We start from the raw sequence: 20,813 nt of genomic DNA on the forward strand, positions 1-20,813 counted from the left end.
AAGGCCCGGAAACGCTACTGGATCAATCTGTCGAGAATGAAGGGCTTGTCGGTCTCCGGTTGCGCGGGTTCCGGCGGCAGCGGCTTCTTGGCTTTCTCGGCGTCCTTGCGGGCCTGGACGGTGGCCTCGTAGGGCGTGTCGAGCTGCCCCGGCCTGCGCCCGCAGGCTGAAACCAGCGCCATGGTTGCCACGAGCGCCAGCGCCGTGAATATCCTGCCTGCGGTCATCGCTGCGTCCGTCCGTTCTGCCTGTACACGTGAGCAATGCGCCGCTGCGCAATGGCCGGTCCGGCTATAGCCGAGTTTGCAATTAAATGCACCCCGCCCTCATGCTTTGGCGAGCCGCTTCTTCCAGGCGCGGACCTGCTTTTTCACTTCCGCCGGCGCGGTGCCACCGAAGCTCTTGCGGCTGGCGACCGAGTTCTTCACCGCCAACACCGAAAAGACATCGGCGGTGATGCCAAGATGGATGGACCGCAGGTCCTCCAGCGACAGCTTCTCCAGCCCGGCCTTCTTGCTCTCGGCCAGCGCCACGGCGCGGCCGGTGACGTGATGCGCCTCGCGGAAGGGCAGGCCGAGTTCCCGCACAAGCCAGTCGGCGAGGTCGGTGGCGGTGGCGTAACCGGAGCCGGCGGCCTTCTTCATGGCGGCCTCGTTGACGGTCAGGTCACGCACCATGCCGGTCATCGCCGCCAGCATCAGGTCGAGCGTCTCGGCGGTGTCGAAGACGGCTTCCTTGTCCTCCTGCATGTCCTTGGAATAGGTCAGCGGCAGGCCCTTCATGACGGTGAGCAGGCCGATCAGGTGGCCGTTGACGCGGCCCGTCTTGGCGCGCACCAGTTCGGCGGCGTCCGGGTTCTTCTTCTGCGGCATGATGGAGGAGCCGGTCGAGAACTGATCCGACAGTCGCACGAAGCCGAACTGCGGCGTCGACCAGATGACGATCTCCTCGGCCAGCCGCGACAGGTGGGTGGCGCAGATGGCGGCGACGGAAAGGAACTCCAGCGCGAAATCGCGGTCGGAAACGCTGTCGAGCGAATTGCGGGTCGGCTCGCGGAAACCCAGCGCCTTCGCCGTCCTGTGGCGGTCGATCGGAAAGCCGGTGCCGGCGAGCGCTGCGGCGCCCAGCGGGCTTTCGTCCATGCGCTCGATGGCGTCGCGCACGCGCGACAGGTCGCGCGCAAACATCTCGACATAGGCCATGCAATGGTGGCCGAACGTCACCGGCTGCGCGGTCTGGAGATGGGTGAAGCCCGGCATGACGGTCGCGGCGTGTTCCTCGGCGCGGTCGAGGAAGGCGGCGATCAGGTCCTTGAGCGCTGCGGCGACGCGGTTGAATTCGTCCTTCACCCAGAGGCGGAAATCGACCGCCACCTGGTCGTTGCGGGAACGCGCCGTGTGCAGGCGGCCGGCCGCCGGGCCGATCAGTTCGGCGAGGCGGGCCTCGATGTTCATGTGGATGTCTTCGAGCTTCTTCGAAAAGGCAAAGGTGCCGCCCTCGATTTCTTTCGCAATCGTGTTCAGCCCGTGAGCGATTTTTTCTTGATCGGCGGCCGAAATGATGCCCGTTTGCGCCAGCATCTCGCTGTGGGCGAGCGAGCCGCGGATGTCCTGCGCGTAGAGCTTGCGGTCGAAGTCTATAGAAGCGTTGATCGCTTCCATGATCGCGGCCGGACCCGAGGCAAAACGTCCGCCCCACATCTGGTTGCTGGCCTTATCGTCACCCATCGCTATAACCCGCTCGACCAAACCGTTTCGGAAGACATCAGGACCATGGCAAACGGCAAAAACCTTCTCCCGGCCCCGCGCCTGGTGCTCGCCGCGCTGGTCGCCGGCGCGCTGGCCGGCGCGGTCGCGGTATATGTCAGGGAGAGCGGGTCTGGCAACACGGCACCCGAAACGGTCGCCGCCGCTTCCGGCCCCGACGATGCCGCCTGCGCGGCCAAGGCCGACAGGGCGAAGACCGTGGCCGCCTCGGCCACCGGGGAGGTGGCGGCGCTGCTGCCGGCTGATCCGCCACAGTCGCTGAAGGACCTTTCCTTCGAGGGGCCGGACGGCAAGCCGATGACGCTGGCCGGTCACACAGGCAAGACGGTGCTGCTCAACCTGTGGGCGACATGGTGCGCGCCGTGCCGGGCCGAGATGCCGGCGCTCGACGCGCTGCAAAAGGAGATGGGCAGCGATCGCTTCGAGGTCGTCGCCGTCAACGTCGACACCGGCGACGACGCCAAGCCGAAGAAGTTCCTCGCCGACATCGGCATCAAGACACTCGGCTATTATCGCGACGCCTCCATGGGGGTCTTCAACGACGTCAAGCAACGCGGACTGGCGCTTGGCCTGCCGGTCACCATGCTGGTGGACGGTGAGGGCTGCCTCGTCGGCCATATGAACGGCCCCGCCGAATGGGCGAGCCCGGATGCTCGCAAACTCATCGAAGCCTCGCTCGAAAACTGAGCGGTCCTCTGCCGGCCGCTCAAACGAAACCGATCCGAACTTTGTGTGAAAGGTCACGCAGTCTTAACAGAACTATTGCGCACCTGTCACAATCCGCCGATACTTGCCGTCGCGAACACGTTTCGCCAATGACAGATCGGGAGAGAGACATGAAGTTTCACGGCTTTGCGGCCGCCGCCGCCACGTTGACCCTGTTTTCCACCACGACGGCGTTTGCCGCGACGCAGATCACCTGGTGGCATGCCATGACGGGCGCCAATGCCGAGGTGGTCGACAAGATTTCCAAGGATTTCAACGCCAGCCAGAAAGACTACGAGATCGTCCCGGTCTTCAAGGGCACCTATCCGGAAGCGCTGAACGCCGGCATCGCTGCCTTCCGCGCCAAGCAGGCGCCCGACATCATCCAGGTCTTCGACGTCGGCACCGGCGTGATGATGGCTGCCGAAGGCGCGGTCAAGCCGGTGGCCGAGGTGCTGGAAGGCGCCGGCATGAAGTTCGACAAGAGCCAGTACCTGCCGGGCATCGTAGGCTATTATTCGAAGCCGGACGGCACGATGCTGTCCTTCCCCTACAACTCCTCCTCGCCGATCCTCTATTACAACAAGGACATCTTCAAGAAGGCGGGTCTCGACGAGAACACGCCGCCCAAGACCTGGAACGAGGTCTGGGACATGGCCAAGAAGATCAAGACCAGCGGTGCGGCTGCCTGCGGCTACACCTCGACCTGGCTGACCTGGATCCATCTGGAGAACTTCGCCGCCTGGAACAACGTGCCGTGGGCGACCAATCAGAACGGCCTCGAAGGCGGTACGCCGGAACTGAAGATCAACGCGCCGATCTACGTCAATCATTTCCAGGCGCTCGCCGATCTCGCCAAGGACGGCACGTTCAAGTACGGCGGCCGCACTTCGGAAGCCAAGCAGCTCTTCCTCGCCGGCGAATGCGGCATCATGACCGAATCGTCGGGCGGCCTCGGCGACATCGTCAAGTCGGGCATGAATTACGGCATCGGCCAGCTGCCTTACGACAGCGATGCCAAGGGCGCGCCGCAGAACACGACGCCTGGCGGCGCCAGCCTTTGGGTGTTCGGCGGCAAGACCGACGAGCAGTACAAGGGCATCGCCGCCTTCTTCACCTATCTCTCGCAGACGGACGTGCAGCAGTACCTGCATGAGAAGTCCGGCTATCTGCCGGTCACGCTGGCCGCCTACGAGGCGACCAAAAAGTCGGGTTTCTATGAGAAGAATCCCGGCCGCGAGACGCCGATCCTGCAGATGATGGGTAAGGAGCCGACCGAGAACTCGAAGGGCGTACGCCTGCCCAACCTGCCGCAGGTGCGCGACATCCAGAACGAGGAATTCGAGAACATGCTGGCCGGTAAGGAAACGGCCCAGCAAGCGCTCGACAATGCCGTCGAGCGCGGCAACGCCGCGATCAAGGAAGCGACCGGGGGTTGAGCGGCGCCGGCGATTTCTCCCCCCTCGAGGGGGAGATGGCCGCTGAGCGGCCAGAGGGGGTCATTGTGGACGTGTGCCAGCGCTTTTGGGGCGAGGCCCTAGAGGCGATGCCTTTCGCGGCGCCCCCCTCCGCCCGCTTCGCGTGCACCTCCCCCTCGAGGGGGGAGGATCGCACATGACCCCCCGCGTCGTTTTCCCGAACAAGGTCCTGCCCTATCTCTTGGTGGCGCCGCAGCTCGCTATCACGCTGATCTTCTTCTACTGGCCGGCGGGGCAGGCGCTCTACCAGTCGATGCTGAAGGAAGACCCGTTCGGGCTGAAATCGAAATTCGTCTGGTTCGACAATTTCGCCAAGGTCCTGTCACAGCCGGCCTACGTCAATTCCATCAAGGTGACGGTGGTCTTCTCGGTTGCCACCGCCGCCGTTGCCATGGGCGTGGCGCTGCTGCTGGCCGTCATGGCCGAGAAGGTGGTGCGCAGCAAAGGTTTCTATCGCACGCTGATGATCTGGCCCTATGCGGTCGCGCCGGCCATCGCCGGCATGCTGTTTCTGTTCATGTTCAACCCGTCCATCGGCTCCGTCGCTGTGCTTTTGAGGCGGCTGGGGTTGCATTGGGACCCTGTTCTCGACGGTACCGACGCAATGATCCTGCTGGTGGTGGCGGCGTCGTGGAAGCAGATCAGCTACAATTTCCTGTTCTTCGTCGCCGGCCTGCAGGCGATCCCGAAATCGCTGATCGAAGCGGCGGCCATCGATGGCGCGGGCGAGACCAAGCGGTTCTGGACGATCGTCTTCCCGCTGCTTGCGCCGACCACTTTCTTCCTTTTGGTCATCAACACGACCTATGCCTTCTTCGACACGTTCGGCATCGTCCATGCGGTCACCGGCGGCGGGCCGGGCAAGGCCACCGAAACGCTGGTCTACAAGGTCTACAATGACGGCTTCGTCAATCTCCTGCTCGGCTCCTCGGCGGCTCAGTCCGTCATTCTGATGGTCATCGTCATCGCGCTTACCGCCATCCAGTTCCGCTACGTGGAAAGGAAGGTGCACTATGGCTGACCGGAAAGCGCCCGCCAGCGGGCACGACAAGCTGATGATCGGCCAGTCGGCGACCGGCATCTACATCGCCCACGCCGTACTGATCCTCGGCATCCTCGTCGTCGCCTTCCCGATCTACTATACCTTCGTAGCCTCGACCCACACGCTGCAGACGATCCTGCGCCCGCCGCTGCCGCTGCTGCCGGGCGGTAAGTTCTTCGCCAACTATACGGAAGCCCTGTTCGGCGGCGTGGGGCGCATCGGCGGCGTTGGCGTCGGCACGCTCCTGTTCAACACCACGGTGATGGCGCTGGGCATTGCCATCGGCAAGATCGCCATCTCGATCCTGTCGGCCTACGCCATCGTCTTCTTCCGCTTTCCGCTGAGGATGACGTTCTTCTGGCTGATCTTCATCACGCTGATGCTGCCGGTCGAGGTGCGCATCCTGCCGACCTACAAGGTGATGGTCGATTTCGGCCTGATCGATACCTATGCCGGGCTGATCCTGCCGCTGATCGCCTCGGCGACGGCGACGCTTCTGTTCCGACAGTTCTTCATGACCATTCCGGGCGAACTGGTGGAGGCCGCGCGCGTCGACGGCGCCGGGCCGTGGCGCTTCTTCTTCGATATCCTGCTGCCGCTGTCGCGCACCAACATCGCGGCCTTGTTCGTCATCCTCTTCATCTACGGCTGGACGCAGTACCTGTGGCCGCTGCTGGTGACGAACCGCAACGACATGAACACCATCGTCATTGCGCTCAAGAAAATGGTGTCGTTCGCCGACGCCGACACGCAATGGCACCTCGTCATGGTCACCGCCATGTTCGCCATCGTGCCGCCCATCCTGGTGGTGGTGCTGATGCAGCGCTGGTTCGTGCGCGGCCTGGTGGAATCGGAGAAATAGCGTTTATGGCGACAGTCGACCTCAAGGACGTGAAGAAGGTCTATGCCGGCGGCGTCGAGGCGGTGAAGGGCGTTTCCATCGCCATTCCCGACAAGGCGCTGTGCGTGCTGGTCGGCCCGTCCGGTTGCGGCAAGTCCACGCTGCTCAGGATGATCGCAGGGCTGGAGGCGATCTCGTCGGGCACCTGCTCGATCGACGGCAGGAAAGTCAACGAGATCGGCCCGACCGAGCGCGATATCGCCATGGTGTTCCAGAACTATGCGCTCTACCCGCATATGAAGGTCTACGACAACATGGCCTATGGCCTACGCAACCGCGGCACGCCGAAGGACGAGATCGACCGGCGGGTGAAGGAGGTGGCGGAGACGCTGGAGTTGTCGCACCTGCTCGACCGGCGGCCGCGCGAATTGTCCGGCGGCCAGCGCCAGCGTGTCGCCATGGGCCGGGCCATCGTGCGCAGCCCGAAAGTCTTCCTGTTTGACGAGCCACTGTCCAATCTCGATGCCAAGCTGCGCGGCCAGATGCGGGTCGAGATCAAGAACCTGCAGCGCTCGCTCGGCGTCACCTCCGTCTACGTCACCCATGACCAGCTGGAGGCGATGACGCTGGCCGACATGCTGGTGGTGATGAATGCCGGGCTGGTCGAGCAGATCGGCGCGCCGCTCGATGTCTACGAGAAGCCGGCCTCGACCTTTGTCGCCTCCTTCATCGGCGCGCCGCCGATGAATCTGCTGCCCCTGATCGGCGACGGGACGTCATTCGCCGACGGCAGCGCGACCGGGCTTGCCACGCCGGCCAAGGCCGTAACAATCGGCTTCCGGCCGGAGGATGCCGACGTCGCGGCAAACGGCGAGGTGCCGGCCGGCTCGGTGACGCTACCGGCGACCGTGCAAGCGGTCGAGCCGGTGGGTGCCGAAAGTTTTCTCCATTGCGCCGCCGCCGGCGGAAGTATCGTCGTGCGTGTCGCCGGTCGCGCGACCGCTCAGCCCGGCGACAACTTGCGGGTCGTGGCTACGGCTGAAAGCCTGCACTGGTTCGATCAGGCCGGCAAACGGATCTGATCTGTCGTGCGTCCTTCGAGGCTCGCTTCGCTCGCACCTCAGGATGAGGGTCCATAGCGCGAGCCGAAATCATCACAACAACCGATTACGCCTTCAGCCAGTTGCCGGGCGCGGACCTCCCTCATCCTGAGGTGCGAGCGAAGCGAGCCTCGAAGGACGCACCAGTCACTCCAGCACATGCGCGGTGCCGGTGACGCTGACGCGCACCACTTCGCCGACGGCGGGTGCTTCGATGCCTGGCTTCTTCAAGATGAGGGGCGTCGAGCCGATGGCCGCGGCGTCGGGCGGATCGGGATTGTTGAGCAGCCTGACCGCCACCGTGCAGACGGCGCCGGCGAACTCCATCTCCGTCACTTCCGCGAACAGCATGTCGGGCGTCCCGGACATGCCTTCGCTCGAAGTGCGCTTCAACAGCACCTGTTCGGGCCTCAGCATGATGCGCGCCACGTCGCGCCGGTCGGCGCTGTCGACGGCGATGCGGCCGAGCGAGCATTGCGCGAAGCCACCGGCGATACGCGCCGGAATGACGATGGCGTCGCCGAGGAATTCGGCGACCATGCGGTTCTTCGGCCTGAGGTAAAGGTCGCGCGGCGTGCCGACCTGCGAAAAGGCGCCCTCGCGCATCACCGCCACCTGGTCGGCGAAGGACAGTGCCTCGGCCTGGTCGTGGGTGACCAGGATGGTGGTGATGCCGGCATTTTCGAGCAGTTCGGCCACCGCCTTGCGCATGGAGGAGCGCAGGCCGGTGTCGAGCGCCGAGAAGGGTTCGTCCAGCAGCATCAGCCGGGGCTTGCAGGCCATGGCGCGGGCCAACGCCACGCGCTGCTGCTGACCGCCGGACAGCTCGTGCGGCCGTCGCTTCAGGATCGCCTTGTCGAGCCCGACGATGTAGGCGAGCTCGGCGACGCGCTCGGCGCGGCCTGCCTCGCCGCGCGCCATGCCGAAGCCGATGTTGTCGGCGATGGAAAGATGCGGGAACAGCGCGCCGTCCTGCGCGACGAGGCCGATGCCGCGCTTGTGCGCCGGCACGAAGGCGGCGCCGTCGGCCATGGTTTGCCCATCCAGCACGATGCGCCCGCTGTCGGGCGCCTCGAAGCCGGCGATCAGGCGCAGAAGCGTGGTCTTGCCGCAGCCTGACGGGCCGACGATCGCCGTGCGGGTGCCGGCCTCGACGGCGAGGTCGATGCCGGCCAGCGCCCTGACCGGCCCGTAGCTCCTGGTCAATGCCGTAAGGTCGAGGAAGCTCATCGTCCGGCCATCCGCTTCGATTGCGCATAGAGCAGGAAAGTCAGTGGCAGCGAAAGCACCACCATGATCGCGGCATAGGGCGCTGCGGCCGCATAGTCGATCTCGCCGCTATAGGCCCAGAAGGCCAGTGCCAGCGTGCGCGTGCCGTTGGGCGCGAGCATCTGGGTGGCGGTCAGTTCGTTGGTGATGCCGAGCGCGGCCAGCGCCATGCCGGCGGCCGCCCCCGGCGCCGAAAGGCGGATCGTCGTCGCCCACAGGGCCCTCATCGGCGGACGGCCGAGGCCCGCGGCGGCGCGTTCCAGCTCGATCGGCGCCTGCGCGATCGAGGCGCGCAGCGAGATGATGGCGCGCGGCAGGAACATCAGCGCATAGGCGATCAGGATCGTCACCAGCGTCTGGTAGAGCGGCAGCATGACGGTGACGGTGATCGTCACCAGTGCCAGCGCCACAACCACGCCGGGCAGTGCACCGACCGTGTAGTTCAATCCCTCCAGCACGCGCTGCAGCTTGCCGGGGGCACGGATCGACAGCCAGGCGATGGGGATGCCGGCGACGGTGGCGAGCAGGCCGCCGGCGAGCGCCAGGAACAGCGTCTGGCCGAGCGCCAAGCCTATCTCGTCGAGACGCCACACGGCAACGCCGCCGGCGGTCAGCCAGCGGGCGATGACGACGAGCGGCACGCCAAGGGACAGGAGCGCGACCAGAAGGGGCAAAGCGAGGGCCGGCAGCGTCAGGCGGCCAAGGCGGCTTGGCGGGCGCAGGCGTGCCGCGCCAGAGCCGACGCGGGCATAGCGCTCCTCGCCGCGCACCAGCATCTCGAAGGCGAGCAGCGCCAGGCAGCAGGCAACCAGCACGCCGGCCAGCATGGTGGCGGCGGGGCCATTGAAGGTCGACTGGAACTGGTCGACGATCGCGGTGGTGAAAGTGTCGAAGCGGACGAAGACGAACAGGCCGTATTCCGCCAGAAGGTGCAGGCCGACCAGCAATGAGCCGCCGCATATGGCAAGCCGCAGTTGTGGCAGCACCACGCGCAGGAAGACGCGCGCGGGGCCGAGTCCAAGCGAGGCGGCGGCGTCCTCCAGCGCCGGATCGAGACGCCGCAGGCTTGCCGCCACCGGCAGGTAGAGGAAGGGGAAATAGGCGATCACGGAGATCAGCACGCCGGCCGGCAGGCCATGGAAGCCGGGCAGCATCGTCACCCAGGCATAGCTGTGGACGAAGGCCGGGATGGCCAGCGGCGCCACCGCCAGCAGCGACCACAGGCGGGCGCCGGGCAGGTCGGTGCGTTCGGTCAACCAAGCGAGCGCGATCGACAGGACGGCACAGACAGGCACCGTCAGCAGCACCAGCAGGGCGGTGTTGACGAGCAATTCGCCGACGCGCGGGCGCACCACAAGAGCCCAGGTGGTCGCCCAGCCGGTCTGGATGGCGATCCAGATGATGAAGGTCAGAGGCACGAGCGCCAGCGCCGACACCAAGACCGCGGCCGCGGTGATCCAGGGCAGCGGGCGGCGGGCGCGCGGCGGTGAGGCGGCGAAACCCGTCGTCATGGAATCCGCCTGCGCCGCCATCAGGTCAGACCGTCCGCGCAGGCAGCACTGCCATGGCGGCGTGAGCGCGGACGACCCGGCCGGATATGCGGCGAATGCTCATCTGTTTCTCGGTTGGCTATCCCGGCGGATATCCGCCGGGAGTGGCTGGATCGTTTCGGAATGCCACGGAAGCGCCGAAACGATCGTTTTCCTTGTCTTGATGCAGGTCCGGATGAAAACCGCTTCGTGTTTTCCCGGACCTGCCTTTGCGCTGCCCTTTTAGGCGGAACGCCGGCTAAAGCAAGCCGGCCGCCGTCATCAGGTCTGTGACCTTCTTGGCGTTGAGCATGGAGGGTTCGACCTTGGGGGCGTCGAGATCGGCCAGCGGAACGAGCTTGGGATTGGATTCGGCGCCGACGCCGACGGCGTATTCATAGGAAGTGCCGTTCTTCAGGATGTCCTGGCCGCCCTTGCCGGCAACCCATTTCAGGAATGCCTGGGCTTCCTTCGGATGCTTGCTCGAAGCCAGTACGCCGCCGCCGGAGAGCGAAACGAAAGCGCCGGGGTCCTGGTTCTTGAAGTAGTGCAGGGCGACGTTCTTGCTGTTCTCGCCGGTCTTGGCCTGATCGCCGAACCAGTAATAATGATAGATGACGCCGCCATCGATCTCACCGGCGTTGACGGCCTTCATCACCGTGCCGTTGCCGCGATAGGCGGTGAAGTTTTCCTTCATGCCCTTCAGCCAGTCGGCGGTCGCCTGCTCGCCCTTGAGTTCGAGCACGGCGGAGACGATGGCCTGGAAGTCGGCGCCCGAGGGAGAGGCGGCCCAGCGGCCCTTCCAGCTCGGGTCGGCCAGATCCATCAGCGACTTCGGCAGCTGGTCTTCCTTGAGCTTGTCCTTGTTGTAGGCGAACACCGTGCTGCGCGCGGCGATGCCGATCCACTTGCCGCTGGCCGGGCGATAGTTCTCCGGCACCAGCGCCAGCGTGTCGGCGTCGACCGGGGCAAACAGGCCGGCATTTTCGACCAGCACCATGGACGGCGAGTTCTCCGTCAGGAAGACGTCGGCGGGCGAGGCGGCGCCCTCGGCGACGATCTGGTTGGAGAATTCGCTGTCGCCGCCGTTGCGCAGCGTCACCTTGATGCCGGTTTCCTTGGTGAAGCCTTCGGCCCATTCCTTGGTGAGGCTTTCGTGCTGGGCGTTGTAGACGACGATGCCTTCGTCGTCGGCATTCGCCGGCGCAGTGAGCAGGACTGCGGCGAGCACGGCTCCGCAGAAGGGGGAAAGGATCGATCTCATCAAGGTCTCCTTGGCACGCCGACGTTGGCGTGGCGGCACCCTTATCAATACCTGAATACATCAGTCAAGATTATCTTGCGGGCATCCGGTCAGCCGCCGAGGGAGACTGGTCGTGGCGAAGATCGCCATAAATCGCCGTACGTGTTCTCATTCCTGACGGCTGCTGCCAAATGGAACAAAAGCCTTGCGCGCCGCCGCAAAATTAGGGCGAACAGGCGCAAACCGAACGATGATCAACGGCTTGCGGGCCAAGTCTGTGGCCGTTTCCCCGACAATTTCGACTGTATAGCGCCGTCACTTTCCTGTAGAAGGCGCCCTTCGCCAATCACGGCGATTTGAATGCCGTCGCGCACAACCCATATGACCGCGACGTGTGCATGGCCATTGGGGCCACTCAACGGACAATAACGATGTCGAAATTCAGGTTTCACAAGCTTGCGGCCATTGTGGTGCTCATCGGCTTCGCTGCCTGGGTCGCCACCGGCACGTTCTCCTCCGTCGGCAGCGCCGCCGGCGGTGACGAGCAGAAGGCCGCCGAGGGCAGCCAGAAGGCAGAGCAGCCGAAGGCCGAGGAGGCGCCGGCGCGCATCGTCAAGGTGGTCAAGCCGCCGCGTGACGAACATGCCCGCGCCATCCGCATCTCGGGTCTGACCGAAGCCGACAAGCGTGCCGTTCTGGCGACGCGCGTCGGTGGCATCATCGACAAGCTGCCGGTCAAGCAGGGCGACCGCGTCAAGACCGGCGACCTCATCCTCATGCTTGCCGCCGAGGAGAAGATTTCGGCCGTCGACAACGCCAAGGCCCTGCTTGCCCAGCGCCAGGCCGAACTCAGTGCCGCTGAGCGACTGGCCAAGAGCGGCAACCTGCCGAAGCTGCAGCTCGATACGGCGCGCTCCAACCTCGCCGCCGCGCAGTCCGGGCTCGATGCCGCCGCAGCCGAACTCGACCGCAACGAGGTCAAGGCGCCGTTCAACGGCGTCGTCGACCGTATCCCGGTCGAACTCGGCAGCGCCGTCATGCAGGGCGGCGAGGTTGCCACCATCCTGGCGCTCGACCCGGTCATCGCCCGCGGCGAGGTGAGCGAGCGCGACCTCGGCTACCTCAAGATCGGCGACAAGGCGGCCGTGCGCCTGGTCAGCGGCCGCACGGCCGAGGGCACCGTGCGCTACATCAGCCGCGACGCCTCGTCGGCGACGCGCACTTTCCGCGTCGAGGTTGCCATTCCCAATGCCGATGGTTCCATTCCCGCCGGCATGACCGCCGAGATCACGCTTTCGGCCGAGCCGACCGATGCCGTGGTACTGCCGCGCTCCGTCGTCACGCTGGGCGACAAGGGCGACCTCGGCATCCGTGCCGTCGATCAAAACAACAAGGTCGTCTTCTACCCGATCGACCTCGTCGACGACACGCCGAAGGGCCTCGTGCTGGGCGGCATTCCCGCCGACGCCAGGGTGATCGTCGCCGGCCAGGCGCTGGTCGCTGAGGGCGACGTGGTGCAGCCGGTCGAGGCTACGGCAGAAGAGATCAAGACGCTGGTCGGCGACGCGGCGGCCAGCACGCAATAAACCGAATCCAGAGTGACGCTCCGCTTGGACGAGCGTCGCTCTCAACCGGATCTGACCCATGGATATCGTCAGACTTGCCATCCGCAACGCGCGGCTGACCATCTCGGTCCTTTTGTTCCTGATCCTGGCGGGTGCGCTCGCCTACCAGTCGGTGCCGAAGGAGGCCGAGCCGGACGTTCCGATCCCGATGATGTATGTCAGCCTGGTCTACCAGGGCATCTCGCCGGAGGATTCGGAACGCCTGCTTCTTCGGCCGATGGAGACCAAGCTCAAGAGCCTGAAAGGGCTCAAGGAGATGCGTTCGGCCGCCTTCCAGGGCGGCGGCTACGTGCTGGTCGAGTTCGAGCCGTCGGTGGACCTGGCGACCGCCCTGCAGGACACACGCTCCAAGGTGCAGGACGCCAAGGCCGACCTGCCGCAGGCGGCCGAGGAGCCGACCGTCAACGAGGTCAACGTCTCGGAATTCCCGGTGCTCGTCGTCACCTTGTCCGGCCATGTGCCGGAGCGGGTGCTGACGGCGGCCGCACGCGAGCTGCGCGACCGCATCGAGGAGGTGCCGGGCGTGCTCGAGGGCGACTTGCAGGGCGCCCGCGACGATCTCGTCGAAGTGGTGGTCGATCCGGTCAAGCTGTCGTCCTACGGGCTGCAACTCGACCAGCTCATGCAGGGCGTCGGCGCATCGAACAGCCTTGTCGCTGCCGGCAACATCGAGGGCTCGGAGGGCAAGTACGCCGTCAAGGTGCCGTCGCTGATCGAGACGCCGGAAGATGTCGCCAACCTGCCGGTCATCGCCGGGCCGAACGCAGTGGTGCAGGCCAAGGACATCGCCACTATCCGCTCGACCTTCAAGGACGCCGAGACGATCACGCGCCTCGACGGCAAGCCGGCCATCGCCATCGAGGTGAAGAAGCGCATCGGCGCCAACATCGTCCAGACGATCGAGGGCGCCAAGGCCGTCGCCGACGCTTTCGTCAAGACCGCGCCGCAGGGGATGGAAGTCACCTACACGCAGGACAAGTCGGTCTTTGTCAACCAGCTGCTGACCGACCTGCAGAACCATGTGATGATCGCCGTCATCCTGGTCTTCATCGTCATCCTCTATGCGCTGTCGGGCCGCGCCTCGCTGCTGATCGGGCTGGCGATCCCGTCATCCTTCCTGATGGGCATATTGATGCTCACCCTGATGGGCTTCACCATCAACATGATCGTGCTCTTCTCGCTCATCCTGGCGGTCGGCATGCTGGTGGACGACGCCATCATCGTCACCGAATTCGCCGAGCGGCGCATGGGCGAGGGCATGCCGCGCGAGGAAGCCTTCGCGCTGGCCGCCAAGCGCATGGCCGGCCCCGTCATCGCCGCCACCATGACGCGCATCGCCGCCTTCTCGCCGCTGCTGTTCTGGCCGGGCATCGTCGGCGACTTCATGAAGTATCTGCCGATCACGCTGATCGTGACGCTGGCGGCCTCGATGCTCTATGCGCTTGTGTTCACGCCGACGCTGGGCGCCAAGTTCGCCAAGGCACCGGCGCATGGCGAGGAAGAGCACCGCGACGGCCTCTACATGGCCGTGGTCAAGCAGGCGGTGCGCTTCCCGATCACGGTCTGCGTGCTCACGGTGGCGTTGCTGGTCGGCGTCTTCATGGCCTATGGCAAGTATGGCGCGGGCGTCGAGTTCTTCCCCAATGTCGAGCCCGACTACGGCCTGCTCTACGTCCATGCGCGCGGCAACCTGTCGCTCGCCGAGATGGACGCTGCGACGAAGACGGCGGAGGACAGGCTGCTCGGCTGGCCGGGCGTGAAGTCGGTCTATACGCGCGTCGGCAAGACGCAAGGAGGCGGCGCCGACATTCCCGAGGACGTCGTCGGCGTCATCCAGTACGAATTCGTCGACTGGCGCGAGCGCAAGCCCGCCAACCAGATCCTCGACGACCTGCGCAAGGCGATGGCCGGCATTCCGGGCGTCGACGTCGAGGTGCGCGTGCCGGAGGCCGGTCCGCCGACCGGCAAGGCGATCCAGATCCGCCTCTCCGCCGCCAACCCTGAAGGGCTGGACAAGGTGGCACGGAAGGTCGCGGCGGGCATCGCCAAGGTTCCCGGCGTCATCGACATTTCCGACGGCTTGCCGCCGCCCGGCATCGACTGGGCGCTCGAGGTCGATCGTGCCAAGGCCGCGCAGTACGGCATCAGCCCGAATGCGGTCGGCAATGTCGTGCAGCTCGTGACCAACGGGCTGAAATTGTCCGAGTACCGGCCGGCCGGTGCCGACGACGCCGTCGATATCCGGCTCAGGCTGCCCGAGGACCGGCGAACGCTGTCGACGCTCGACGAGTTGCGCGTGCAGACCAGCCAGGGTTCGGTGCCGATCTCCAACTTCGTCATCCGCAAGCCGGAGGCCAGCGTCGGCATCCTGAACCGCATCGACGGGGCGCGTACCGTCGTGGTGCAGGCGAACGTCGCCGGCGACAAGCAGGTGGCGGCCGTGCAGGCCGAGGTCACCAAGGCGGTGGCCGACATGGGCCTGCCGGAAGGCGTGCGCTGGAAGCTTGCCGGTTCGAACGAGGACAGCGCGGAGGCGTCCGCCTTCCTGTCGAAGGCGTTCGGCGCGGCGATCTTCCTGATCTTCCTGGTGCTGCTCGCCCAGTTCAACAAGTTCACCAGCGTGTGGCTGGTGCTGTCCTGCGTCGTCATGGCGACGATCGGCGTGTTCCTCGGCCTGCTCCTGACAGGCGAGGCCTTCGGCATCGTCATGTCGGGCATCGGCGTGATCGCGCTGGCCGGCGTGGTGGTGAACAACAACATCGTGCTGATCGACACCTACGACCGGTTGCGGGAAGAAGGCTGGGACAAGATGGAGGCGGTGCTGCAGACCTGCCGCGAGCGCGCCCGTCCCGTCGTGCTGACGGCGGTGTCGGCGATCCTCGGTGTGCTGCCGATCGCCTTCGGCCTCGGGCTGGAGATCTTCCACCACGAGACGACGATCAATGCGCCGTCGACGCAATGGTGGATCTCGCTGTCCTCGGCGATCGTCTTCGGCCTGTCCTTCGCCACGGTGCTGACGCTGATCGTGACGCCGTCAATGCTGATGGTGTTCACACGCGCCAAGCGCAAGGAAGGCGAGCGGGGCAGTCTGTGGAGCCGGCTGTTCAGGCGCGGCAAGGGGGCGGTTTCGACCGCGCCTGAAGAAGCGCAGGAGTCTGCGGGCGAGCCGGCTTCGGCCTTCCCCAAGGCCGCGGAATAGACGCTTGAGCTTCTTGATAGACAGGGCCGTCCGGGAACTCCCGGACGGCCTTTCGCATTGTTGTGCCATTGCAACACTTCAAGCGAGGGCCTTTCAATGACGCTCAGCACCCTTCTCATCATCATTTTGATCCTGATCCTGATCGGCGCGGTGCCGAGCTGGCCCTATTCGCGCGGCTGGGGCTATGGCCCGTCCGGTATCGTCGGCGTCATCCTGGTGATCGTCATCGTCCTGCTTCTGATGGGCCGGATATGACCGGCTGCTTCGACCGGATCGAAAGGCGGCGCGAGCCGGGCTTGCGCCGCCTTTTTGCTGCTCAGGCGGCTCGCGCGGGGTAGTCGATTCCGTCGACCTCTATGCCGAGGTCGACCAGCGCCGCCGCTACCGCCTGCTCCAGAGGCGTGTGCGGGACCGGCCCGATGATGCCTTCCAGCCGATCGGAGACCAGCCTGTGCTCCTCGAAGCGCAGGTAGGACATCGAGACGAGCGCTCGCCACATCGGCACGAACGGGCCGCCGGCGCGCAGCACCCACCACGGCAGCGCGGATAGTTTCAGCGGCCGTCCGACCGCCTGCTCCATCGCCGCCTTCATCTCGAGATCGGTGACCGGGTGACCGGGGAAATGCAGCGCCTCGTAGGCGCCGAGCCTGTCGAGGTTTTCGGCCAGCGCGACGAAGGCGTTCGCCAGGTCCGGCAGGTAGGTCCATTCGTGCACCAGATCGACCGGCCCGGCGGCGGTGTAGGTGCCCTTGGTCACCTTGGACGCCATCACCGTGTCGAACCAGCCGCCGGTGCCGGTGCCGCCGAAGAAGTCGCCGGCCCTGAGCAGGACGGTGCGGACGCGGCCCGCTTCCGCCTCGGCGCGGAACAGCGCTTCCATGGCGACGCGGATGCGGCCCTTTTCAGTAGTCGGCAGGAACGGCGTGTCTTCCTTCAGCAATGGCGGCATCGGCTGGCCGAAATTGTAGATGGTGCCGGGAAAGAGATGCAGTGCGCCATTCGCGCGGCAGGCCGCCATGACGTTTTCAGCCATGGGCAGGGCCGTGCTCCAGTCGGAATAGACGGGATTCAGCCCGTTGAAGACGATGTCGGCGCCCGCCGTCGCGGCGATCAGGCCGGCACGATCCAGCGCATCGGCTGCCACAGCGGTCGCCTTCCCGAGTTCCCAAGGCAGCTTGCCGCTGCGGGTAACGGCCCTGACGTCATAGCCGGCTTCGATGAAGGCTTTGGCGACGACGCGGCCGAGCCGGCCGTTGGCGCCGAGGATGACGATGCTGGTCATTTGCTTGCTCCGTACTTGTGTTGGGAGCCCAGATATGATCCCGTCGCCTATGAATGAAAATTGGCGAAGAATGATCTTCAGATATTCAATTATGAATTGATGCCCGATCTCGACTGGAACCTCATCAAGAGCTTCGTCGCCGTAGCGGAAGCGGGCAGCCTGTCCGCCGCGTCACGTCGGCTGGATGCCAGCCAGCCGACCCTCGGCCGTCATATCGCCGAGCTGGAGACGGCGCTGGGCGTCACGCTGTTCCGGCGCGGACGGCGCGGTTACCAGCTCACGGAAGCGGGGGCTGTGCTCTACGAGCGCGGCAAGACGGTGTCGGACGAGGCGGCCGCCTTCTCCATGCTGGCGCTCGGCTCGGTCGAGGCGATCGAGGGCACGGTTCGCATCGCGGCGAGCGAGGTGGTGGCGGCCTATGTCCTGCCCGGCATCACGGCCCGCCTCGGCGTCGAGGAGCCCGGTATCGAGGTCGAGATCGTTGCCTCCAACCGGGTCGAGAACCTGCTGCGGCGCGACGCCGACATCGCCATCCGCATGGTGCGGCCGGTGCAGAACGAACTGGTGGCGCGCAAGGTGACGGATATCCCGCTCTGCCTTGCGGCGGCCGGACCCTATCTGGACCGCAGCGGCCGCCCTCAGGTGCCGGCCGATCTGCGCGGCCACCGTCTGATCGGGTTCGACCGCAGCGACGAGATCGTCCGCGGTTTCGCCGGGTTCGGTCTGGTGCTGTCGCGCGGCGCGTTCGGCCTGCGCACCGACAATCAGATCGTGCTGTGGGAAGCGGTTCGTGCCGGAAACGGCATCGGCATCGGGCAGGAGCCGCTGGCCAGACGCGATCCAGCCGTCGAGATCGTGCTTCCCGGCCTGCCGCTGCCGGTGCTGCCAGTGTGGCTGGCCATGCACCGCGACGTGCGCACCAGCGTGCGCATACGCCGGGTGGCCGATTTTCTCCACGAGGAGCTGAAGCGCTACTCCGCCGGCTGAGGCGCAAAGTCGGCGGTGTGTGCGAGGTTCGCCATCAGGCACACGATCACCAGGAAGCCGGCCAGCGCCATGAAGATCGGCGAAAAGCCGATGTGCTCGGCGGCGAAGCCGATCGCCGAAGGCGCGATCAGGATACCGGAGTAGCCCATGGTGGTGACGACGCTCATGCCGGTGCCCGAGGCCATCCCGGGCTGGTTGCCGCCGGCGGAAAAGGCGATCGGCACCATGTTAGCGATGCCCAGGCCGCAGAAGGCGAAGGCGGCGATGGCCAGCCAGGGCCAGGGAGACAGCGCCGCCACAAGCATGCCGCCGGCGGCAATCAGGCTCGACACGCGCAGCGTCGTCACGGCGCCGAAACGGTTGCGCACGCTGTCGCCGGCGAAGCGCATCAGCGACATGGCCGCCGAGAAGAAGGCGAAAGCCAGCCCCGCCGTGGCGAGGTCGGCGCCGAGTTCCTGCTGGAGATGCAGGGCCGCCCAATCGAGGATCGCGCCTTCGGGAATCATCGACAGCAGCGCCATCAGCCCGACCAGATAGACGGTGGCCGTGCGCGGCAGGGTGAACCTGTGATGTTCGTGGACGGCGGGTTTTGCCTCGGCAATCAGGTAGCGGGTGGCCGCCAGGAACAGGACGAGTGCCGCGGCGGTCACAAGCGCCGCATGGGCGACGTGGCCGAAGGCCTGGATGGTGATGCCGCCGAGGCCGCCGCCGGCGAAGCCGCCGAGGCTCCAGAAGCCGTGCGAGGACGACATCACCGCCTTCGACAGGCGCCGCTCGACGGCGACCGCATTGGCATTCATGGCGACATCCATGCCGCCGATGAGGCCACCGAAGAGGAACATGGCGGGCGCGGCCAGGACGACGTTGGGCGCCAACGCCACCAGGAGCAGGCCGAAGACGGCGACGGCGCCGAAGCCGCGCACGACCGTGCGCGAACCATTGCGGGACATCAGGTAGCCGGAAAGCGGCATGAAGGTGAGCGCGCCGAGGCCGAAGACCAGGATCAGCACGCCCAGCGTGAATTTCGAGATGGCGAGCCGCTCGAGAAAGACAGGAATCTGCGGCGCCCAGCTACCGGTCAGGAAACCGTTGACGAAGAACATCGTGGCGACCGCCCAGCGGCCGCGAACGGCGGTTTGCAGGACGTTGGTCGTTTGCATGGGGCGTTCTCGCCTGAGGCCGGGGACGCGCGGAAATTAGATCGATTCAAACGGCAGTCAAGCGGCATGGCGGCGAAAATCCCGATCCAGCGTCGAGACCGGCGCGGGCAAGTCACAGACATGGCAACTGCGATGCCGGTCCGGCTTGACCCGCGCGCGGCGGTCGGGCATCGAAGCGCCCGAACACGAAGCCGGCGACAGTCGAGTCGCGGCGTGCCCATGTGGAGAAAAAACGATGGCCGACGAAATCACCGAAACCAGCCAGACGGTCGCCGCCGGCCAGTTGCGCGCCCTGATCGAGCGTATCGAGCGGCTTGAGGAAGAAAAGAAGACGATCGCCGACGACTTTCACACGTTTAGTTAGTCTCCCGAAAGGGATTTCAGCAGAGTTTTGTTAGGGTTAGCCTAAGAATCCGTTATCGGGAGACCTCCTGATAAACCGGGTGTTCAGAATGGCGCACAAGCATTGAATGGAGTTCACATGGCAGACGAGATCACCGAAACCAGCCAGACTGTCGCAGCAGGGCAGCTTCGTGCATTCATCGAAAGGGTCGAGCGCCTCGAAGAGGAGAAGTCCCAGATCCAAGAGGACATAAAAGAGATCTTTGCTGAGATGAAGGGGACGGGCTTCGGGTCGCCCCTAAAACTTGTCGCCTAGCAATCAGATCAACGACTTACGTAGGCGACACGTCATCGGACTAGACGACACGCCTTCTCTCCGGAATAGGAAACAACGACATGGCAGACGAAGTCACCGATAGCAGCCAAACGGTAGCCGCAGGCCAGCTCCGTGCGTTCATCGAACGGATCGAGCGGCTCGAGGAAGAGAAGAAGACGATCGCCGACGATATCAAGGAGGTATACGGCGAGTGTAAGGGGACCGGTTTCGACGTGAAGGCGGTCAGACAGCTCGTCAGAATGCGCAAGCAGGATCAGGCTGAACGGCAAGAAGCTGAGGCAATCTTGGACCTGTACAAGGCGGCTCTCGGCATGGCGTGATCGTTAGGCATAACCGAGTTCCTCGCCAATTTGAGCGACCAAATGTTTGGCCCCGAAGCGACAAGCTTGCGGGGCCTTCTCCTTTTGAGCGTTGGCTGCTTCAGCGCTTCTCATCTAGGATGATTGGCGATTTCTTCGTAAAGAAATCCAACTTCAATTCCTCCGATGCGAATCCCCGATCTCTGGATTTCGAGGCAAGCCAGCGGCGGCCTTCCCGGTTTGCCAGCTTCGCCATCGGCCAGCCCGGCACGATCCGTGTCAACCACGTGTTTCCCGCTGGATCGACTGAAATCAGGTCGCCATCATGTTTACCCTCTTTGATTAGGATGTCGCGCCGAGCCCTGCGAGCCGCTCAAGGAGTTTCATCTCTTCCGGAAGGATCAGATCAAGGCCTGCACCCATTCCCATCTTCACCCGCCCGCTGCGATAAATAAGATCGAATTCCTCAAGCTCATTATTATTGGCCTGCTGCCGGTTTCGTGGACACCGAGATAAGGTGTTTAACGGAACTGGAGAGTTGGAATGCAGAGAAGGAAGTTCAGCCGCGAGTTCAAGCTCGAGGCGGTGAGACTGGTGAAGGATCGGGGC

The 20,813-nt window shown here is 65.1% G+C and carries 20 protein-coding genes and 1 pseudogene; 12 read left to right on the forward strand and 9 right to left on the reverse strand.

Annotation, left to right across the window (positions count from 1 at the left end; all coding sequences use genetic code 11):
* Positions 1-14: 14 nt before the first annotated feature.
* Positions 15-227, reverse strand: coding sequence for a hypothetical protein (locus E6C48_RS11295; protein WP_136357161.1), 213 nt, complete (start codon positions 225-227; stop codon positions 15-17).
* A 99-nt stretch (positions 228-326) separates the two neighbouring features.
* Positions 327-1,727: an argininosuccinate lyase gene (gene argH / locus E6C48_RS11300; protein WP_136357163.1), complete on the reverse strand. Its 1,401-nt coding sequence runs from the start codon at positions 1,725-1,727 to the stop codon at positions 327-329.
* Between the two features lie 45 nt (positions 1,728-1,772).
* On the opposite strand from argH, the gene tlpA reads away from it, so the two are divergent.
* The 5 genes from tlpA (at position 1,773) to E6C48_RS11325 (ending at position 6,914) form a co-directional block, all read left to right on the forward strand.
* Positions 1,773-2,453, forward strand: coding sequence for a thiol:disulfide interchange protein TlpA (gene tlpA / locus E6C48_RS11305; RefSeq protein WP_136357165.1), 681 nt, complete (start codon positions 1,773-1,775; stop codon positions 2,451-2,453).
* A gap of 149 nt (positions 2,454-2,602) precedes the next feature.
* Positions 2,603-3,910, forward strand: a complete 1,308-nt coding sequence (gene ugpB, locus E6C48_RS11310; RefSeq protein WP_136357167.1) for a sn-glycerol-3-phosphate ABC transporter substrate-binding protein UgpB — start codon at positions 2,603-2,605, stop codon at positions 3,908-3,910.
* 175 nt (positions 3,911-4,085) lie between these two features.
* Complete coding sequence (gene ugpA / locus E6C48_RS11315) at positions 4,086-4,970, forward strand: sn-glycerol-3-phosphate ABC transporter permease UgpA (protein ID WP_136357169.1); 885 nt, start codon at positions 4,086-4,088, stop codon at positions 4,968-4,970.
* 34 nt (positions 4,971-5,004) lie between these two features.
* Entirely contained in the window at positions 5,005-5,853 is an 849-nt protein-coding gene (gene ugpE / locus E6C48_RS11320; protein ID WP_136357244.1) for a sn-glycerol-3-phosphate ABC transporter permease UgpE, read from the forward strand.
* A gap of 5 nt (positions 5,854-5,858) precedes the next feature.
* Positions 5,859-6,914 (forward strand): sn-glycerol-3-phosphate import ATP-binding protein UgpC, encoded by a 1,056-nt coding sequence (locus tag E6C48_RS11325; protein WP_136357171.1) that lies wholly within the window; start codon positions 5,859-5,861, stop codon positions 6,912-6,914.
* A 165-nt stretch (positions 6,915-7,079) separates the two neighbouring features.
* On the opposite strand, the gene E6C48_RS11330 is transcribed toward E6C48_RS11325, so the two are convergent.
* From E6C48_RS11330 to E6C48_RS11340, 3 genes are all read right to left on the reverse strand, one after another.
* The gene (locus E6C48_RS11330; protein ID WP_136357173.1) at positions 7,080-8,162 is read right to left on the reverse strand and encodes an ABC transporter ATP-binding protein; all 1,083 of its coding nucleotides are present in this window, start codon (positions 8,160-8,162) and stop codon (positions 7,080-7,082) included.
* On the reverse strand, positions 8,159-9,712 hold the full coding sequence (locus E6C48_RS11335; RefSeq protein WP_230978729.1) for an ABC transporter permease: 1,554 nt from the start codon (positions 9,710-9,712) through the stop codon (positions 8,159-8,161). The genes E6C48_RS11330 and E6C48_RS11335 overlap by 4 nt, the downstream gene beginning before the upstream one ends.
* Before the next feature lie 277 nt (positions 9,713-9,989).
* Complete coding sequence (locus E6C48_RS11340) at positions 9,990-10,994, reverse strand: iron ABC transporter substrate-binding protein (RefSeq protein WP_136357177.1); 1,005 nt, start codon at positions 10,992-10,994, stop codon at positions 9,990-9,992.
* A gap of 410 nt (positions 10,995-11,404) precedes the next feature.
* Between E6C48_RS11340 and E6C48_RS11345 the strand changes: the two genes are divergently transcribed.
* The 3 genes from E6C48_RS11345 (at position 11,405) to E6C48_RS11355 (ending at position 16,052) form a co-directional block, all read left to right on the forward strand.
* A complete protein-coding gene (locus E6C48_RS11345) occupies positions 11,405-12,559 on the forward strand; it encodes an efflux RND transporter periplasmic adaptor subunit (protein WP_136357179.1) in 1,155 nt (384 codons plus the stop codon).
* Between the two features lie 58 nt (positions 12,560-12,617).
* On the forward strand, positions 12,618-15,797 hold the full coding sequence (locus E6C48_RS11350; protein WP_136357181.1) for an efflux RND transporter permease subunit: 3,180 nt from the start codon (positions 12,618-12,620) through the stop codon (positions 15,795-15,797).
* A 96-nt stretch (positions 15,798-15,893) separates the two neighbouring features.
* Positions 15,894-16,052, forward strand: coding sequence for a DUF3309 family protein (locus tag E6C48_RS11355; RefSeq protein ID WP_136357183.1), 159 nt, complete (start codon positions 15,894-15,896; stop codon positions 16,050-16,052).
* Positions 16,053-16,113: 61 nt separating this feature from the next.
* Here E6C48_RS11355 and E6C48_RS11360 read toward each other — a convergent pair whose 3' ends face one another.
* On the reverse strand, positions 16,114-17,079 hold the full coding sequence (locus E6C48_RS11360; protein WP_136357185.1) for an NAD-dependent epimerase/dehydratase family protein: 966 nt from the start codon (positions 17,077-17,079) through the stop codon (positions 16,114-16,116).
* Between the two features lie 99 nt (positions 17,080-17,178).
* Between E6C48_RS11360 and E6C48_RS11365 the strand changes: the two genes are divergently transcribed.
* Positions 17,179-18,066 (forward strand): LysR family transcriptional regulator, encoded by an 888-nt coding sequence (locus tag E6C48_RS11365; protein ID WP_136357246.1) that lies wholly within the window; start codon positions 17,179-17,181, stop codon positions 18,064-18,066.
* On the opposite strand, the gene E6C48_RS11370 is transcribed toward E6C48_RS11365, so the two are convergent.
* Positions 18,051-19,226 carry an MFS transporter gene (locus E6C48_RS11370; protein ID WP_136357187.1) on the reverse strand — a complete coding sequence of 392 codons (1,176 nt, stop codon included), beginning with the start codon at positions 19,224-19,226 and terminating at the stop codon, positions 18,051-18,053. The two genes, E6C48_RS11365 and E6C48_RS11370, sit on opposite strands and share 16 nt — an antisense overlap.
* 235 nt (positions 19,227-19,461) lie before the next feature.
* Here E6C48_RS11370 and E6C48_RS11375 point away from each other — a divergent pair, with 235 nt between their 5' ends.
* The 3 genes and pseudogenes from E6C48_RS11375 to E6C48_RS11385 all read left to right on the forward strand — a co-directional run bounded on the left by E6C48_RS11375 (position 19,462) and on the right by E6C48_RS11385 (position 20,225).
* Positions 19,462-19,590, forward strand: a complete 129-nt coding sequence (locus tag E6C48_RS11375; protein WP_407940975.1) for a GapR family DNA-binding domain-containing protein — start codon at positions 19,462-19,464, stop codon at positions 19,588-19,590.
* Positions 19,591-19,707: 117 nt separating this feature from the next.
* Positions 19,708-19,863 (forward strand): annotated as a pseudogene (locus E6C48_RS11380) (DUF2312 domain-containing protein); the annotation flags it as partial.
* A 101-nt stretch (positions 19,864-19,964) separates the two neighbouring features.
* Positions 19,965-20,225 carry a DUF2312 domain-containing protein gene (locus E6C48_RS11385; RefSeq protein ID WP_136357190.1) on the forward strand — a complete coding sequence of 87 codons (261 nt, stop codon included), beginning with the start codon at positions 19,965-19,967 and terminating at the stop codon, positions 20,223-20,225.
* Between the two features lie 100 nt (positions 20,226-20,325).
* On the opposite strand, the gene E6C48_RS22540 is transcribed toward E6C48_RS11385, so the two are convergent.
* Both E6C48_RS22540 and E6C48_RS22705 read right to left on the reverse strand, forming a co-directional pair.
* Positions 20,326-20,487 (reverse strand): hypothetical protein, encoded by a 162-nt coding sequence (locus E6C48_RS22540; protein ID WP_168734506.1) that lies wholly within the window; start codon positions 20,485-20,487, stop codon positions 20,326-20,328.
* A 59-nt stretch (positions 20,488-20,546) separates the two neighbouring features.
* The coding region (locus E6C48_RS22705; protein WP_206086472.1) for a hypothetical protein at positions 20,547-20,813 on the reverse strand (267 nt) is incomplete at its 5' end.

The sequence above is a fragment of the Ollibium composti genome (genome assembly GCF_004801285.1).
In the GTDB taxonomy this organism is placed as follows: domain Bacteria; phylum Pseudomonadota; class Alphaproteobacteria; order Rhizobiales; family Rhizobiaceae; genus Mesorhizobium; species Mesorhizobium composti.